Raw genomic sequence first — 16721 nt, forward strand, 5'->3', positions numbered from 1 at the left:
CGCTTTTTGCGTCCCCGTCATATGTCAAGCCTCAAAAAACTTGAACATCGAGTTTTCAAGAGGGTTTGTAGAACACCCGAAAGTGGAATCCAAGAAAGCCAACGCCATTGAGGATAACGCAGAAACGGCTAAGTGGTTGATGCCAGCAGGACACTATGCTGTCGTCCGCAGACTTTCCTCGAAGGAGGAAAAGCGCCGGATTGTTCCTGCTGTGTTCGATCCCAACAGGATCCCATGTCCCGGTGGCAAGGTCGGCTTCGAGAACCACTTGAACGTTCTTCACGAGAGGAAAAAAGGGCTGCGTCCAGATGTGGCCCGGGGCCTTGCTGTCTACCTCGGATCGACTTTGGCGGACCAATGGCTGCGGCGTTTCAACGGACACACTCAGGTCAACGCGGGCGACTTGCGGGTGCTTCGTTATCCCGACATGGATACCCTGGTGAAATGGGGTAAACGCATCGGTACAGTTCTTCCGCGCCAGGAGGAAATAGACGATATGGTAGAGGAAGCGGTTCGTGCCAAGCAAAATAGATGAGGCGATGGAAATCATCGCATCCCTTGGGTTTCCAAGGGCACAACAAAATGAGCGATCGGCTCTTTCGTTGCTTGCCTTGGTCCAACTTCGCGAGAATGGTTCGTGGCAAAAACTTTCTGATCCGAAACTCGGCATTCGGGCAATCCTGGATTTTTGTCGCAACGATTACGGCAAACCTTACGCCGAGAACTCGCGTGAGTCTTTCCGCAAGGAAACGATGCACCAGTTTGTGGCAGGTGGTCTTGCTTTCCAAAATCCTGACGAACCCGGTCGTGCCCCGAACAGCCCAAAGTGGTGTTACCAGATTGCTCCAAACGCAAAGATCATGCTGGAAAGTTACGGGACTTCCGCCTGGAACAAAACTCTCGCCACCTATTTGGCGAAATCGGTCACCTTGGCAGAGAAATACAAATGTGAACGGGAGATGGCCATGGTGTCCTGTGTCCTTCCTGAGGGGGAGACGCTGAGGTTATCACCTGGATCTCATAGTGAACTGATCAGGGATATTGTCGAGCAGTTTGCCCCCCGTTTTGCCCCTGGAGCACGTCTTGTCTACATTGGAGACACTGGCAACAAGGGTGTTGTTTTCGACGAGGACCACCTTGCAACGCTTGGTGTTGTTGTTCATGAGCGAGGCAAAATGCCAGACGTCGTCATTCACGACGAAAAACGAAACTGGCTTATCCTTGTCGAGTCCGTGACCAGCGTTGGGCCGGTGGATGGGAAACGTCATGCCGAGCTTCTCCATCTTTTCGCGGCGTCAAAAGCCGGGATGGTTTTTGTGACCGCCTTCCCCGACCGCTTTTTGATGGCCCGCTTCTTGACAGATATTGCATGGGAGACCGAGGTATGGGTGGCTGATAATCCAAGCCATCCCATACACTTCAATGGCAAGCGGTTTCTTGGTCCTTATGGGAAGCAGAGGAACTGAAGTTTTTCAAGCGTTTTCTTGCCGGGTGCCAGCCCCCTGCATGCACCGGTGCAACCGTTCCGCCTGTAGGCAAAAGGCATCCAATCTGGCATCGATGCGTTGTGGAAAGGCGCCACCGTCCGTTTCGATGGCCAGGAAGGGGAGGGAGGGGTTTTTTTCCAGGAGGGCAGCCAAAGGTTTTTCACCGGGGCAGGCGGCGACTTTGTTGGCTGGCGTCAAGGCATCCACCATGACGGCTTCGGCGATCCGATTGGGCAGACAGCCGAAAGGGGCGATGGCAATCACGCCGCAGACACGCGACGCAACTTCCAGAAGGCCACTGCCCACGGTCAGGATGGTCTCTCCGGCCAGGGCGGGTGAAACAAATTTTTCTCCAGCCCGGATGATCTCCGGCAATGGTGGCGGGTTGTGAACCAGCAGACCGGATTTGAGCAGAATCCGGCGCAGGCGCCGTTCGTCACGCGCCATGACTTTTTTGCGCAAGGCAAACACCATTTTCTCCCACACTGACATGTGACCATCCACCTGGCCAGCGTCCACCAGGGCGTTGGAGTAGTGGACCCATTCGGCAATGCCGGTGGGGAGGGTGGCAAAGCCCCGTTCGGCCAGGCGTTGCACCAGGAACCCACGGGAAAAGGGGTCGCGCCGGACATAGATCTCCCCCGAAAGCGCTACCAGGGGAACCTCCTCAACCGGGCGGCGCAGAGGGATGGCCGCCAGCCTGGCTGCCGCACTGGTCAAGGCCTTCTCCAGGGCCGCCAGGGTGCCAGTGGCCATGGCGTCCAGGACAGGACGCCACGTGTGCTGCAATGTCGTCAGGGCCGCTTCAGGCTCTTGGGCATTGGCCAATAGCATGGCGCGCACCTCCTCCATCATGTCAGCCAGAAGAATGCCCCACCAGGTGAACCGGGAAAAACGTGTTCCCAATCCACCGTAGGAATTTTCCGAGGTGAGCGAGAGGAGAAAAACATCAGGCTTGGCCAAACGACGCACCAAATCTTCCATGAAGATGGCATATTGGCCAAAGCGGCAGGGTCCAGAGGCCGTCGGCATGAAATAAAGCAAAATTTCATGCGGGTCGGTGCGGGTTTCCAGGTGTTGCACCAGCATGCCGGTGGTCAGGATCAGGGGAAGACACTCGCGCCCCGAGACATGGGCGCGTCCGCGTTGCAAAACGGTGGCATCGGCGGCCCCATGGCCGATAGCATGAAATCCCACCAGGCGCAAAGCGGTGGTCAGGGCTTCCGTGAAAAACAGACCGACCCATGGAACCAATACCTTGACCCGGGGATCGCTGGCTGGAATCTTGGCGCCGGAGGCGGTGATGACCCAGGCGCGGCCATGACGAAAAAAGAGACGCGCCGGAGGAAGATGCGCGGTCGCAACCCCGGGTTGCGCTGCAACAGGTGGGCGCGGCATTTTTTCAAGAATGGATGTGGCTGCCCAGGTGTTCGGTAACGCATCGGGGTCCAGGGGGCTGGCTCCCTGGCAGGTCCAGGACAGCGTCCTGGTGGGGTTCGGGGCGAAGCCCTGACAAAGGCTTTCATATCCAGGCTTGTCTTGAAACGCATCGGGGTCCAGGGGGCTCGCTCCCTGGCAGGTTCGGGACAGCGCCCTGGTGGGGTTCGGGGCGAAGCCCTGACAAGGGCTTTCATATCCAGGCTCATCTTGAAAGGGTGCTGAGTTGTGACGCATGGAGATGCCTCGTTCTTTTGAGGCAAGGTTTGCCAACGCCACTTTCTGGTGACCCACCACGACATCCAGAAAAGCCTCGATGCGGGTCTCCAATCCGGCATCCGCCGTGTGACCGTCCAGTTCCAGGATGAGAAAAGGCTTGTGTTGAGCCTCCATGATCTCCCGAAAATAGCCCAGGATGAAGGAATCCGGTCCACAGCCAAAATAGGTGATAAACACGCCGAACAGACGGGGATGACGGGCGGTGAAACGGGTCGCCTTCAAGAGCTTTTGACCCAAACCCCAGTACATGTTCTCCTTGGCAGGGTCGGCATGGGCGGGCAGTTGGTCAAAGGCCAGAGTGGGCATCCCCCGCGTGGCAAATTTGGTGGAGATGCCCAGGTTGGCATCCGGCGTCAACCCTCCATAGGGTCGTGAAAACAGAACGATGCCGGTCTGTTCCGAATGTTGTTCCAACGTTGCCAGGGTACGTTCCCCCTCGGCCAGGAGCGTTTGTTCCCAGGCGCGCTGTTTTTGTGCGGCGGTTTGCCAGGCCATCGCAGCCAAGCTGAGGGAGATCCCCATCTCTCTGGCCATCTCCATGAGGGGCGCCACACCCCCTTCCAGACCATGCGTAAAATCCAACAGGGGTGACAGGATACGCACACCGCGTTGCTGCAAGGCGGTCAACTCGGGGCGAAAGGCGGCCTGCACATAGAATGGTTCGGCCTGCACGATGGGACATGCCTGGGAAAAGGTGTGTCCGGGCTGCGCCGGTACCGCCCGAAAATGGGGCAGGAACAGATAGTCCGGCGGATCATCCAGGTTGAGAAGGGTATGCAGATAGCCATGGGCCAACTCGGCAGGATGACAGAGAGCGGCGTTGCGCCGTTCGATTCCTGCCGGCGAGCACGTCTCCGGCACCAGGGGTTGCCACCCCAGGGCGGCGAAAAAATGGGTATAGAGGGGTTGAAATTGATGCAACATGAAACTGCGATTCAATCCCACCCTGCCCCGTGCGGCTTTGACCTCCATGCGGCTGGCGGCAAGTTGCGTGTCACGTCGTGCCATGACCCGGTCCAAGGCGGCTGCATCGACGCGCAGGTGTTGTCGGGCGTTGACGTATTTGTTGCAGGCTCCGCCAAAAGGCACCCGATGCCCCTCCACCTCGAACACGGCGATGTCGCAATGGCGATCACAGGCCATTTGGGTGCCGGGGCAGGTAAAGTGCCTGGTTATGTGAATCTCCTTGTCGGCCAGTTTTTGCAGATCGAAATGTCCGGCTGCCATGGTGGCATCCCGGAGACGCCGCTCGATCTGCAAAGCCACTCCCAGGGCCCCCATCAGGCCGGGCTCAGGGGGCACGACGATGGGAACGCCCAGGAGGCCGGCCATGGCCAACGGCACGGCATGGTTGTAACAAACGCCGCCCTGCATGAAAACGCGCCGTCCCACCGGGCGTTGTCCCTTGACCCGATGCAGATAGTTGATCCCGATGGCATAGACCAGGCCGGCCACGATCTCTTCCCGGGAACAACCGGAGTGAACGGCATTGTTGACATCCGTTGCGATAAAGGCGGCACACTGGTCGCTGAAGGTTGGTATCCGTTCACCCCGCATGGCCGCTGTGGCGATCTCTTGCAGGGAGACTCCCAGGGTCTCCCAGGCGGCCTCCTCCAGGAAGGAGCCGGTGCCCGCCGCACAGGCTTCATTCATGGCATAATCGATGGGAACGCCGTGGGCCAGGCGGGTGTATTTGGCATCCTGGCCGCCGATTTCAAACAGGGTTTCCACCTCCGGGTCAAAGTGGGCAGCCGCTGTGGCGTGGGCGACGATTTCGTTGATGATGCCGGTCGCATGGGCGTGCAACCCGGCGATCTGGCGACCGGAACCGGTGATGCCCAGGCCCTCGATCACCACGTCGCTGGCGTCGGGAAGGGCTGCGGCAAGTTGTTGCCGGATGGCCCGATAACAGGCCCGGGCCGCCCCAACCGGGTCACCGTTGGTTCGCAGGTAGATCGCGGCCAGAAAGGCTTGATCGTTGCTGCGCAACAAAACCGCCTTGGTGGTGGTGGAGCCGACATCCAGGCCCAGGACGCAGCGATCCCCCGGGTGGGGCGTTTGTCGGGAGAGGGTCTTGGATGTGACCAGATGGGCATGCGTGGCGAGGGGAGGAAGGGAACTGAATGTCTGGGTGCGTTGCAGAATGAATTGATCCCGGGCAGGCAGGGGCAATGTGACATGCGTCATGGCCCATATGGCAGCGCCCAGGGCTTCGAAACAGGTCGCCCAGGAGGAGACCGCCACTTGTGGATGTTCCCGGCGCAGGTACTCCAGCATGAGCCGGTTGCGCGTCACCCCGCCTGTCAGCAATACCGCTCCCGAGGTGCGTGCCTTGACGAGCAGTTCCATCACTTTGCCAGCCATCATGCGGCACAGGCCGGCAACGATTTTTTCCCGATCCACCCCCTTGTTGGCCGCGTGGGTGCAGTCGGACTTGCAAAACACGGAGCAGCGCCCGGAGACCGGATAAGGGTCGGCAACCCATGGCAGGGAGACGGCAGCTTCCAGAGAGATGCCCAGACGGCGGACCTGCTGCAAAAAAAACTCCCCGGTTCCCGAGGCGCAGGTGCTGCCGGCCACAACACCGGATATCTGACCGCCTGGTGTGAGGGGATAGACGAGAAACCCTTCCCCGCCCAGCGCCAGCACGGCCTGGAACCCACGGCCTTGAATATCCGGCAGGGTCAAGGCCTGTTCCACGGCCCAGGGTTCGGGAATACGTGTCAGATTGACCCGCTGGGAAAAACGCCCTCCGGTGACCGCCGCGCCGGCAAATGACTCCTCCTGCCAATGGGCGAGCAGGTCGCGCAAGTGGGTTTCCGGGTCACCCAGATGGGCGCGAGATGTGCTTTCGACCACCTGCCAGGGAGAATCTTCGGCAGCGTCGATGCAATGCTCCAGGACCACAGCCGAAATCGTTGCAGCGCCGATGCAAAGCCCCAGAGTGCGTCTTTGTCTGGACTTGTCGGGGTGTTCCATGCGACTCTTCTGAGACAGATGCGACCTCCTTTCCTGCAACAGATACACGCCATGGGTACGATGCCCATCCCGGTCGAAAGAGACGACCTGACCGCCAGCCGACCATCTTAACAAAGATGGCAACGATTCGGCACCCTTTCAAGAAAAGCTTGGATATGAAAGCCTTTGTCAGGGTTTCGCTCCGAACCCCACCAGGACTTTGTCCTGGACCTGCCAGGGAGCCGGCTCCCTGGACCCGACTCGTTGCCGGGTGCCGAGTAGTTTCCGGCCATGAATGAAAACCTGACGAAGCAGAATCCAGGGGACAGGCCTCCTGGCGGGCCCGGAGAGGCGCTCCGGGATCCTGACCAGCACCCGCCGATTTTTGTCTCCATCGCCAGTTATCGCGATGTGGATTGTGTCCAGACCATGACCGACCTTTTTGCCAAGGCGACTTATCCGGAGCGGGTACATGTGGGGGTTTTGTGGCAAGTCGCCCCCGAAGATGGTGAGATTTTTACCCAGGTTCCCGAACGTTGGCGTGAGAACATCCGGGGCGAGGCCGTCGATGCGGGAAAAAGTCTGGGGGTGTGTTGGGCGCGCCACCGGATCCAGGAGCGGTTTTGGCAGCACGAGCCGTTTTATTTCCAGATCGACAGCCATTGTCGTTTTGATCCGAAGTGGGACGAACGGTTGCTTGCCATGTTGCGCCAGGCCCCCTCGGGGCGGGCTGTTCTCTCCACCCATCCCAACGCATTTCATCCACCTGATCAATTGGTGCGCAACGGATTGCCCATCATGAAGGCGGGACGCTTTGATGACCATGGTACGTTGATTCCCGTGGCCAAGATGATCTCCCTGGAACATCGTCCGGCCCTGCCCATCTCTTCGCCTTTCATCGGGGCAGGTTTTTTGTTTGCTCCGGCGTCCATCATCCAGGATGTGCCCTATGACCCTTTCCTCTATTTCCATGGCGAAGAGATCACGTTTTCCGTGCGTCTCTGGTCCTGGGGATATGACCTTTTCACCCCCAACGACGTTCTGGTTTTTCACGACTATGGCACGACGCGGGGGCGCCGGCGTCATTGGGACGATCATGTGGATTGGACGCGGATCAACCGCCGTGCCGTGGCCCGGGTGCAACATGTGCTCGGTGTGCAAACATCCACGGACCCGGATGCCATCCAGCAACTGGAGCGTTATGGCCTGGGTGAGGTCCGCTCCCTGGATGAGTATGAAACATTTGCCGATGTGGATTTTCGCAAGCGTCGTATAGGTGTTCGCGCCACGGATGCCCACTTTCCTCCGGCCCCCTCCACCCGGAAGGAGGCGCTGACCATGCGGCGCAGTTTTACCCACATCTACCGGCAAAACAAGTGGCGGGCGCCCGAGACGCGCAGCGGGCCAGGCTCCGCCCCCCTGGTCACGGCGGCCTTGCGGGACCGCCTGGCAGGGCTTTGGCAGGAACTGAATGTACGCATTTTGGTGGATGCCGGTTGCGGAGATGTACGCTGGCTGGAGGCCATCACGCCCCGGGTTGCTTTATACCTTGGTTTCGATCTGGTGGAAGATTTGATCGCCAACAATCGTATTCTGTTTGGTTCGCGCAAAAACCATTTTTTCAATGTTGCCGATATTACACAGGATGTGTTTCCCCGGGGGGATCTCCTGCTCTGCCGCAACACGTTGACCCACCTTCCCAACGCCCTTGTCCAGGCGGCCCTGGACGTATTTTGGGCCAGTGGCACACGTTATCTGCTCTTGACCACCTTTCCCGGCGCCGGCAATACGGAGATCGAGCCCGGCCATTGGCGCAAGATCGATCTGACAGCGCCACCTTTCTCCCTTCCTCCTCCTCTCAGGATGGTGCAGGATGGCAGCCCGGCCAATGGTTGCTACCTGGGATTGTGGGAGAACTTGAAGAGTCGTTGAATGGTTATGGGTAACGATGCCGTGAGAGGATTGGGGATGCGGACTTTTCCTGGAGTGTTGTCGATCATTCTGCTGATGGTGTTGTTCCCTGGAGGCAACCTCCGGGCCGAGCAGAAAATGTGGTTCGTCCACCCTGTCTCCTTCCCGGCTGCCAGACTGGAGAGCGTGCGCCTGGCAGATGACAAAAAGTGCGGGGAGAACCAACTCCGTGTCGAGGAGTTGTTTGCTGTCGCCGGTTATGATCCCGCCGAGCTGCTCCTGGTCCGGGAGTCCGAGACAGGCTCCATGGATCGGGTGCCCGTGCAATGGGTCGATGCGGCTGGCCGCATCGTCCACACCTATTGTGCGGACCGCGATATGGATACAACTGTAAAAGCCTGGTTTTTGCGTTACGATGGCCACGCGACCCCACCCCTGGGTTACCGGATTCAGGTCAGGGGGAACGCCGCAGAGGGGTCACCCACCCCGCTGGTGCCGCTGCACCGCAAAACCCGCTACCAACAGTTTGCCAGCAAGGAGCAACCGGAAAAAGGCACTTGCTGCTGGCACTATGTTTACACCTACTATGACCAACCCTCCGCTGAAAAATTAACCTCTCTGACCATCCCCCTCACCATCAAGGAGGCGCCAGAGGCTGGAAGCCACATGTATTTCCAGTTTCACACGGCCATCAATTCTGTCAGATTTTATTTTGGGTTGCAGACTGACTTGTTCAACAAGGGAAAAAGTCAGGGGGCAGGTGCGATTTTTTCGCGTTGGGATACCCAGGATTCTGCCGATCTTGAGGTTGCACCGGGTGGCTTTGCCGAGATTGCCGCCCATGAGGGACGTTTTGTGGGGGTGCGTCGGGTGGTTCCCTGGGGAGCGGGCCAGTGGAATCTTCAGTTGAACGTCCGCGACAAAAAAGAAACGGGCAACCCTGATCACCTTTGGCTGGAACTGACCCTCAACAGGCTTGATGGCAAAATGGAGTCGCCTTTCGTCGTGGGTTCCTTGCGCTTTCCCGGACGGATGGCCAACCTGACCAGGGAGTTGACCGTGGTTGCTGAAAGTTATGCGTTCAGCTCCACCCGCAGCGCCAACGTTTGGCAGGTGCCCCCTTTTGATCTGTTTGTGCACCCCCCCCAATTTAACGGGAAACCCTTCGCAACATTGCCCCGGATCACCTACCCGGAGAAAGCCCCGCGCATCGTCAAAGCCGTGATACAAGATAATGGCGTGCGGTTGCACAGGGATGGGTTGTTGCGGTAGTTGTTCTTTGCCGGTTGTGATAAAAGGAGCCCATGCATGGAATCCAAGGCGGAAGGGCAGCGTTTATTATCCCTGTGGCGAGGTCTGGCCCCGCCGGATCGGGAGACTTTGTTGCAGTTTGCGGAGTTTCTGACGGAAAAAAGTCGCAGAAACGCAGTTCCGGAGGTTGTCGTGCCGGAATATCCCCTGAATATTCCGGCCCCGCCGGGTGAAAGCGCTGTCAAGGCATTGAAGCGTTTGAAAAAAAGCTACCCGATGATCGATGCCGACATCTCTTTGCTGGAGAAGGCCTCGCAGATTCTCATGCAAAAGGTATTGGGTGCCCCGGACAAGGAGGTCATCGAACAGATGGAACGACTGTTTCAGGAACATTACCGCCAGTGGCAGGAGGGGCGTCGGCCTCAGTGAAAGCGCCCCGGCACGATCTGCCCATTTTCCATATGGGGTGGCTCATACTTGCCTTGGGGTGTGTTGGGAGTTTGCACGATGCGTTCGATTCCCAACGCAAGGAGCATAAGCAGCAACAAGGCGAGGAGCCACTTGCCTTGCTGCTCCAGGGACCATTTTCCGGAGTGTGGTTGGATGCCTTCTTTCTGCGGAACAAAGGCGCGCCAGAGCAACCTGCCCCCCAGAATCATGGCCACCAGAGCCAGAAGCGCCAAACCGATGATCGTCACAATACGCATGTTTTACCAACCGGGCAACCAGAAGAGGAGGGCGGAGTGTCGAGCAATTCGACAAATCGTTGGATGATGCTGGCCGTGGCTCCCCAGATGACATGCTCCTGGTAGAAGTAACGGTGATGGACAAAGCCGGAATCAGCGTCGATGATGGCTTCGTGTCGGGCAGGATCCTGGAACAATTCCAGTGGCACGGTCAAAATCTGGGCCACCTCCTGGAGCGCCGGGCGCAACCGAAGAGGGGTTTGCAACTGCCCGACGAAGGGGTGAATCAGAAATCCGGTGGAGAGCGTCACCCGTTGGGGAAGGGATCCCAAAATCTGGACGGTATCGGGGCCAATGCCCAGCTCTTCGTGGGTTTCCCGCAAGGCCGTGGCGAGAAAGCTGCCATCCTCGCTCTCCCACTTGCCGCCCGGAAAAGCGATCTGCCCCTTGTGGTGCGAAACCGCCTGGGTGCGGCGAATCAGCAGCAAATCCCAGTGGTCTTGATCCCGAATCAGGGGTACGAGAACCGCAGCCAGACGGAGAGAGGGGGAGGAAACATCGACCTTGGGATCCATGCAGTCATGTGGCTCGCCATGCAGCAACCGGTCCGAGATGACTGCGGGGGAGAGAGCAGAGAGGGTCACGTGAAGCCCCCCCCAGCCACAACATGTTCAGCAGTGGGAAACGGTAACGTCAAGAGTATAAACCAACCTGGGGAGGCTCGGGGCTGACGGGAGAGCCTTTGAAGCGAATATCCAGGTGGCTTTTCAGCATGCCGATGCAGAAGCGTTTGGCATAGACCTCACACTCGCGGCATTCCTGGGAATTTTCCGTACATTCGTTTTCCCTGTTGGCCCAACAGGGGGCGTTGTTGTCGGTAATCACCGGGCAGTTTTGCTTGCCTGTAAAGTGGCACTCCCGGGTTTCCCAACAAGGAATCAGCGACATCAACCGCCGGATGCCCGGAATGCTGATGCCCGATTTGATCAGCTTGCGCAACTCCACAAGCCATTCGACATCCCGTTTGCTGAAGGATCTCGTTCCGGCTCGATTTTTGTGGGCGATGAACAAACCTTCCCGCTCGTACATGTGAATGGTGCGAATGGAAATACCCAGCTTTTCGGCGACCACGCCGATTTTAACCATATCATCCGTTGGCGTCAAAGGTGTTTCCATGTTCTGCGCAGCGCTCCCGCCTTTCACGCCCCTTGCCGCGATATGTGCCACCATTTTCCCGCTCCCCATTTTTTTGGTCCGACCAACCCGACGGCCAAGCATCGTATGTAACCACAGGACGCATTGGCAACCGGATGGTAACAACATTCAGCAAAATGTTACGTGAATAATATATACCATTCTCTCCTCCAGGAAGCAAAAAAAACCCCGCCTGGAGTGATCCAGGCAGGGTGGTATGCGGTAAGTTACAACTACGACTTGTTGATATTGAAGAAGACTTCACGGCCCCGGTATTGTGCGGAAGCGCCCAGCTCCTCCTCGATGCGGATGAGCTGATTATATTTGGCAATGCGGTCGGAACGGCTGAGGGATCCGGTTTTGATTTGACCAGCGTTGGTTGCCACGGCGATATCGGCGATGGTGGCATCTTCGGTCTCGCCGGAGCGATGGGAAATGACCGTGGTGTAACCGGCGCGATGGGCCATTTGGACGGCATCCAGGGTTTCGGTCAGGGTACCGATCTGGTTGACCTTGACCAGGATGGAGTTGGCAATATTTTTCTTGATCCCTTCCGACAGGATTTTCGGGTTGGTGACGAAAAGATCGTCCCCCACCAACTGGACCCGCTTGCCCAGGACATCGGTGAGCTTTTTCCAACCATCCCAGTCGGACTCATCGCAGCCGTCTTCGATGGAGATGATGGGATAGCGGTCGCAGAGTCCCTTGTAGTACTCGATGAGTTCGTCCACACCCATGGAACGGCCCTCACCGGAGAGGTTGTATTTTTTGCTCTGGCTGTCGAAAAACTCGGAGGATGCGCAGTCCAGGGCCAGGGCGATATCCTTGTTCAGGCCGGGCTCGTAACCGGCTTTCTGGATGGCCTCGATGATGACCTGCAAGGCCTCTTCGTTGGATTTCAGGTTGGGCGCAAAGCCACCTTCGTCACCGACGCCGGTGTTGAGATTTTTGCCCTTGAGAACCTTTTTCAGGTTGTGGAACACCTCGGCGCCCATGCGCACGGCCTCGGCCATGCTCTTGGCCGTCAAGGGCATGATCATGAACTCTTGGATGTCGACGTTGTTGTCGGCATGGGAGCCACCATTGATGATGTTCATCATGGGGACTGGCATCAATTTGGTGTTGGCCCCGCCGAGATAGCGATAGAGCGGCAATCCGGCCTCTTCGGCGGCGGCTTTGGCCACGGCCATAGAGACGCCCAGAATGGCATTGGCGCCCAGGCGGGATTTGTTCTCGGTGCCGTCCAGTTTGATCATGGCGGCGTCGACGGCGTTTTGATCACCCACTTCCATGTCGGCGATGGCGTCGGCGATTTCACCATTCACTGCCTGGACGGCCTTCTGCACCCCTTTACCCAGGTAGCGTTTGTTGTCACCATCACGCAGCTCCACGGCCTCGCGGCTGCCGGTGGAGGCTCCGGAGGGCACTGCGGCCCGTCCCATGTAGCCGTCTTCGGTGAGGACATCCACTTCGACGGTGGGGTTGCCACGGGAGTCGAGGATTTCCCGGGCGTGTACTTCGATAATTCCACTCATGCTTTTCTCCTGCACAATGCGGTTGACGATATCAAGAAGATCAAGGTTTCCAGACCAGATCGGGTTTGCGTGCCGCCACGGTGTCATCCAGGCGTTTGACCGGGGTGGCATGAGGGGCACGGCGCACCATATCCGGGTTCGTTTGGGCCTCCTGACGAATGGCTGTCATGGCGGCCACGAAGCGGTCCAACTCTTCCCGGCTTTCGGTCTCGGTTGGTTCGATGAGCATACACTCCGGAACCAGCAACGGAAAGTAGATGGTTGGGGCATAGAATCCATGGTCCAGAAGTCGTTTGGCGACATCCAGGGCGGAGACGCCAAAATCATGGGCTTCATGACGCAGGGTCAGGATGAACTCATGGGTTGCCCGGCGCTGCGGAAAGGCGACCTGAAAGCCTGCCTGTTGCAAACGAGCCATCAGGTAGTTGGCGTTGAGGGTGGCGTGATCGGCAATGCGTTGCAGGCCGGCGACACCCGTCAGCCGTAGGTAGGCATGGGCGCGCAACAGGATGCCGACATTGCCCTGAAAGGTTGAAACCCTGCCCATGGTCTGGGGGCAATCTTCCTCTTCCAGCAGGCGATAACCCTCTTCACCCTTACCCAACAGGGGGATGGGCAGGAAAGGTTGCAGACGGGCATGGGCCAAAATGGGGCCGGCCCCGGGTCCGCCACCACCATGGGGCGTGGCGAAAGTTTTGTGAACGTTCAGGTGGACGGCATCGAAGCCCATATCGCCGGGACGGACCCGTCCAACGATGGCATTCAAGTTGGCGCCATCGTAGTAGAGCAGTCCGCCGGCGGCATGCACCACCTGGGCGATCTCCCGTACCCGGCGCTCAAAGACGCCCAGGGTGGACGGATTGGTCAACATGAGACCGGCGGTCTGGGGGCCGACCGCTTGCCGCAAAGCGGCCAGATCGACATCGCCGTTACCATCGGTGGGAATCTCCCGCACCGTAAAGCCGCACAGGGTGGCGGTGGCCGGGTTGGTGCCATGGGCCGCGTTGGGAACGAGTATTTCCGTGCGTCCCTTGTCTCCCCGGGCATGGTGATAGGCCCGGATCATGGCGACTCCGGCAAATTCGCCATGGGCTCCGGCCATGGGGGCCAGCGAACACCCCGCCATGCCGGTGATCGACGTGAGCATCTCCTGGAGTTCATACAGGGTGGCCAGGACTCCCTGACCATGGGACGCCGGAGCCAGCGGGTGGCGCTGCTGAAAACCCGGCAACGTGGCCACGGTATGGCACCCGCGCGGGTTGTACTTCATGGTGCAGGAGCCAAGCGGATAAAAGTGGGTGTCGATGGCATAATTCAACTGCGACAGCCGCGTATAATGGCGCACGGTCTCCAGTTCGGACACCTCCGGCAGAAGCGGGGCTGATCGCCGCAGAAAACGCTCCGGGATATCCTCCAGGGGGGATGGCGTAACATCCGGCAGAGCGGGCATCTGGATCAGGTTGCGGCGACCGGGCCGGCTTTTTGCGAAGATCACCATGTCACATCTCCAGAATTTTTTGCAGCCGGGTGGCAAAATGATCCATGGCCTCCGGGGTATGGCACTCCGTGGTACACACCAGGAGGCTCTCACCGAGAGCGGGATAATCCTTGGTCAAGGGGTAGCCACCGGCGATACCCTCGCGAGCCAAGGCCTCCACGACCGTGGCGACGGGACGTGGCAACTCGATGACGGCCTCGTGGAAGCGGGGACGGTCGAACAGAACCTTGACCCCCGGAATGGCAGCCAGGCGTTCCAGGAGCAGGCGCAGATGGGCATGACAGGCAAGCCCGACACGCCGCAGCCCTTCCGGTCCGAGCAGGGCCATGTGGATGGTGGCGGCAATGGTCATCAACCCCTGGTTGGAGCAGATGTTCGAGGTGGCCTTGGAGCGGCGGATATGTTGTTCCCGCGCCTGGAGGGTTAGCACGAAACCGCTCTTGCCTTCCCGATCGGTGGTGCGCCCGACGATGCGGCCCGGCATTTGACGGAGCAGGGGCGTTTTGGCGCAAAGAAAGCCAAAGTAGGGGCCGCCGGAGGCGAGGGGCGCGCCGAGGGGCTGTCCGTCGCCGCAGGCGATGTCGGCCCCTTTCTTGCCCCAGGCGCCAGGGGGAGCCAACACACCCAATGTTGCCGGATTGACCACGGCAACGACCAGGGCGCCATGGGCCTGTGCCCAGTCGGTCAGGATATCGACCTCTTCCAGGGTACCGAAAAAGTTGGGCTGCTGGATGACCATGGCGGCAAAGGGAGTGGCGGCATGTGCGGAGAGAGCTTCCGGGGCGAGGTGCCCTCCCTGTGAGCAGAACGGGATTTCCACCAGTTCGATGCCTTGTGCGACAACCATGGTTCGGGTCACGGCCCGGTAACGGGGGTGGACGGTGGCGGGCAGCAAAATACGCCGCGCCCCCTGGGGATGGGCGCGCACGGCCATCAGGACGGCCTCGCCCAGGGCTGTGGCTCCGTCGTACAGGGAGGCATTGCTGACATCCATCCCGGTCAGGGAGGCCATCATGGTCTGATATTCGTAGAGGGTTTGCAGGGTTCCCTGGCTCGCTTCCGCCTGGTAGGGGGTATAGGCGCTGTAGAATTCGCCGCGTGTGGCGATCTCCCAGACTGCGGCGGGAATGTGGTGCAGATAGGCCCCGGCGCCTGTGAAGCAGAGTTTGGAACCATCCTGGGCGGCCCGTCCCTCCATGAGTTGGTTCAGGGCCATTTCGTTCAGGGGTGGGGGGAGGCTGACCGGAGTTTCCCGACGCAGCTCCTGGGGAATCTCGGCGAACAGGTCATCCATGCCGGTGACGCCGATCACCGTCAGCATGTCACGCACATCTGCGTCGGTGTGGGGAATGAAGGGCATGTGGGTTGGTCTCCCCAGGTTTATCGGTTGCCGTGGACCGGTTTGCCGGCCCGCACAAAAGGTGGACGCACCGCACGGGCGGGTTGGGTTCTGCCGCGCATCTCCACCTGGCAGAGATCCCCCTCGCGGACGCTCTGATCGACCCGGGCCAGGGCGATGCCCACACCCAGGGTGGGGGAAAAACTGCCACTGGTCAATTCGCCCACCTGCCGACCATCCAGCATGACTTTTTGATGATCACGCAGCACACCCGGTCCTTCCAGGATCAGACCTGTTCGTTTGCGTGGGGTGGGTTTTCCCCAGAGGGGTTCCAGGGCGGCGCGACCGATAAAGTTGCGCTGAACGGGCTCCCAGGCGATGGTCCAGGTCAAACCGCACTCCAGGGGATGGGTGGCGTCGTTCATGTCGGACCCGTACAGGTTCAACCCGGCTTCCAGGCGCAGGGTGTCTCTGGCCCCCAATCCGACCGGCGCCACGCCGACGTTCAGGAGTGTTTCCCAAAGGTCGGACACCCCTGCCTGGGGCAGGATGATTTCAAAGCCGTCTTCTCCGGTATATCCGGTCCGGGCTATGAAGATTTCGTGATCGCGCATGGCCCGAAACACGCCCAACCCCTGGATTTGACCAGCCAGAGGAGGGGAGAAGGCGAGGGGGAGGAGTTCCCGTGCCCGCGGTCCCTGCACCGCCACCATGGCCAGGTCGGTGCGCTCCCGGATGGTGACGGCATGCGCGGAGGCTGCGGTGCGGATCCAAGCCAAATCCTTGTCACGGGTGCCGGCGTTGATGACCAGACGGTACTCCTCGGTCCCGGTGCGATAGGTGATGAGATCATCCACCACCCCGCCCTGTTCGTTGAGCATGACACCATACAGTGCTTTGCCATCGGTTGGGGCGAGGCGGCCAACGTCGTTGGCCAACAAGAAGCGCAGAAACGCCGTGGCGTCGGGACCGTCCAGATCGACGACCCCCATGTGGGAGACATCAAAAGCGCCGCAGCTTCGGCGCACGATGTGATGCTCCCGGACCTGGGAACCATAGTGCAATGGCATCTCCCAGCCTGCAAAATCAACCATTTTGGCCCCACGGGCCAAGTGTTGGTCGTAAAGCGGTGTTCGCCGCAGCATG

13 protein-coding genes are annotated in these 16721 nt (G+C 59.4%); 5 read left to right on the forward strand and 8 right to left on the reverse strand.

The window, feature by feature from the left end:
* Window positions 1–40: 40 nt before the first annotated feature.
* Together HQL63_07000 and HQL63_07005 are read left to right on the forward strand one after the other, a co-directional pair.
* Window positions 41–535 carry a hypothetical protein gene (locus tag HQL63_07000; protein MBF0176580.1) on the forward strand — a complete coding sequence of 165 codons (495 nt, stop codon included), beginning with the start codon at window positions 41–43 and terminating at the stop codon, window positions 533–535.
* 4 nt (window positions 536–539) lie between these two features.
* Window positions 540–1466, forward strand: a complete 927-nt coding sequence (locus HQL63_07005) for a restriction endonuclease (GenBank protein ID MBF0176581.1) — start codon at window positions 540–542, stop codon at window positions 1464–1466.
* A 6-nt stretch (window positions 1467–1472) separates the two neighbouring features.
* Here HQL63_07005 and HQL63_07010 read toward each other — a convergent pair whose 3' ends face one another.
* On the reverse strand, window positions 1473–6305 hold the full coding sequence (locus HQL63_07010; GenBank protein MBF0176582.1) for a hypothetical protein: 4833 nt from the start codon (window positions 6303–6305) through the stop codon (window positions 1473–1475).
* 147 nt (window positions 6306–6452) lie between these two features.
* On the opposite strand from HQL63_07010, the gene HQL63_07015 reads away from it, so the two are divergent.
* The 3 genes from HQL63_07015 to HQL63_07025 are packed head-to-tail and all read left to right on the forward strand — an operon-like array spanning window position 6453 to window position 9752.
* Window positions 6453–8093, forward strand: a complete 1641-nt coding sequence (locus HQL63_07015) for a hypothetical protein (protein ID MBF0176583.1) — start codon at window positions 6453–6455, stop codon at window positions 8091–8093.
* Between the two features lie 36 nt (window positions 8094–8129).
* Window positions 8130–9344, forward strand: coding sequence for a hypothetical protein (locus tag HQL63_07020; GenBank protein MBF0176584.1), 1215 nt, complete (start codon window positions 8130–8132; stop codon window positions 9342–9344).
* Window positions 9345–9380: 36 nt separating this feature from the next.
* A complete protein-coding gene (locus tag HQL63_07025) occupies window positions 9381–9752 on the forward strand; it encodes a hypothetical protein (protein ID MBF0176585.1) in 372 nt (123 codons plus the stop codon).
* On the opposite strand, the gene HQL63_07030 is transcribed toward HQL63_07025, so the two are convergent.
* The 7 genes from HQL63_07030 to gcvT all read right to left on the reverse strand — a co-directional run bounded on the left by HQL63_07030 (window position 9746) and on the right by gcvT (window position 16720).
* Complete coding sequence (locus HQL63_07030; protein MBF0176586.1) at window positions 9746–10030, reverse strand: hypothetical protein; 285 nt, start codon at window positions 10028–10030, stop codon at window positions 9746–9748. The genes HQL63_07025 and HQL63_07030 overlap by 7 nt on opposite strands.
* Window positions 10018–10653: a CoA pyrophosphatase gene (locus HQL63_07035; protein MBF0176587.1), complete on the reverse strand. Its 636-nt coding sequence runs from the start codon at window positions 10651–10653 to the stop codon at window positions 10018–10020. Before HQL63_07035 ends, HQL63_07030 begins: the two co-directional genes overlap by 13 nt.
* Window positions 10654–10702: 49 nt before the next feature.
* The gene (locus HQL63_07040; GenBank protein ID MBF0176588.1) at window positions 10703–11185 is read right to left on the reverse strand and encodes a MerR family transcriptional regulator; all 483 of its coding nucleotides are present in this window, start codon (window positions 11183–11185) and stop codon (window positions 10703–10705) included.
* A gap of 251 nt (window positions 11186–11436) precedes the next feature.
* Complete coding sequence (gene eno, locus HQL63_07045) at window positions 11437–12738, reverse strand: phosphopyruvate hydratase (protein MBF0176589.1); 1302 nt, start codon at window positions 12736–12738, stop codon at window positions 11437–11439.
* Between the two features lie 40 nt (window positions 12739–12778).
* Entirely contained in the window at window positions 12779–14236 is a 1458-nt protein-coding gene (gene gcvPB / locus HQL63_07050; protein MBF0176590.1) for an aminomethyl-transferring glycine dehydrogenase subunit GcvPB, read from the reverse strand.
* A 1-nt stretch (window position 14237) separates the two neighbouring features.
* Complete coding sequence (gene gcvPA / locus HQL63_07055; protein MBF0176591.1) at window positions 14238–15596, reverse strand: aminomethyl-transferring glycine dehydrogenase subunit GcvPA; 1359 nt, start codon at window positions 15594–15596, stop codon at window positions 14238–14240.
* Window positions 15597–15616: 20 nt separating this feature from the next.
* Window positions 15617–16720 carry a glycine cleavage system aminomethyltransferase GcvT gene (gene gcvT / locus HQL63_07060; protein MBF0176592.1) on the reverse strand — a complete coding sequence of 368 codons (1104 nt, stop codon included), beginning with the start codon at window positions 16718–16720 and terminating at the stop codon, window positions 15617–15619.
* Window position 16721: the final 1 nt, after the last annotated feature.

The sequence above is a fragment of the Magnetococcales bacterium genome (genome assembly GCA_015231175.1).
Lineage (GTDB): Bacteria > Pseudomonadota > Magnetococcia > Magnetococcales > DC0425bin3 > HA3dbin3.

What these genes read in the sequence shown, in the direction of transcription:
- HQL63_07005 (MBF0176581.1), top strand. Translation starts at nt 540, where the DNA reads ATGGAAATCATCGCATCCCTTGGGTTTCCAAGGGCACAACAAAATGAG.
- HQL63_07015 (MBF0176583.1), top strand. Translation starts at nt 6,453, where the DNA reads ATGAATGAAAACCTGACGAAGCAGAATCCAGGGGACAGGCCTCCTGGC.
- HQL63_07020 (MBF0176584.1), top strand. Translation starts at nt 8,130, where the DNA reads ATGCGGACTTTTCCTGGAGTGTTGTCGATCATTCTGCTGATGGTGTTG.
- gcvPB (MBF0176590.1), bottom strand. Translation starts at nt 14,236, where the DNA reads ATGGTGATCTTCGCAAAAAGCCGGCCCGGTCGCCGCAACCTGATCCAG.
- HQL63_07030 (MBF0176586.1), bottom strand. Translation starts at nt 10,030, where the DNA reads ATGCGTATTGTGACGATCATCGGTTTGGCGCTTCTGGCTCTGGTGGCC.
- HQL63_07040 (MBF0176588.1), bottom strand. Translation starts at nt 11,185, where the DNA reads ATGGAAACACCTTTGACGCCAACGGATGATATGGTTAAAATCGGCGTG.
- HQL63_07025 (MBF0176585.1), top strand. Translation starts at nt 9,381, where the DNA reads ATGGAATCCAAGGCGGAAGGGCAGCGTTTATTATCCCTGTGGCGAGGT.
- eno (MBF0176589.1), bottom strand. Translation starts at nt 12,738, where the DNA reads ATGAGTGGAATTATCGAAGTACACGCCCGGGAAATCCTCGACTCCCGT.
- gcvT (MBF0176592.1), bottom strand. Translation starts at nt 16,720, where the DNA reads ATGCTGCGGCGAACACCGCTTTACGACCAACACTTGGCCCGTGGGGCC.
- gcvPA (MBF0176591.1), bottom strand. Translation starts at nt 15,596, where the DNA reads ATGCCCTTCATTCCCCACACCGACGCAGATGTGCGTGACATGCTGACG.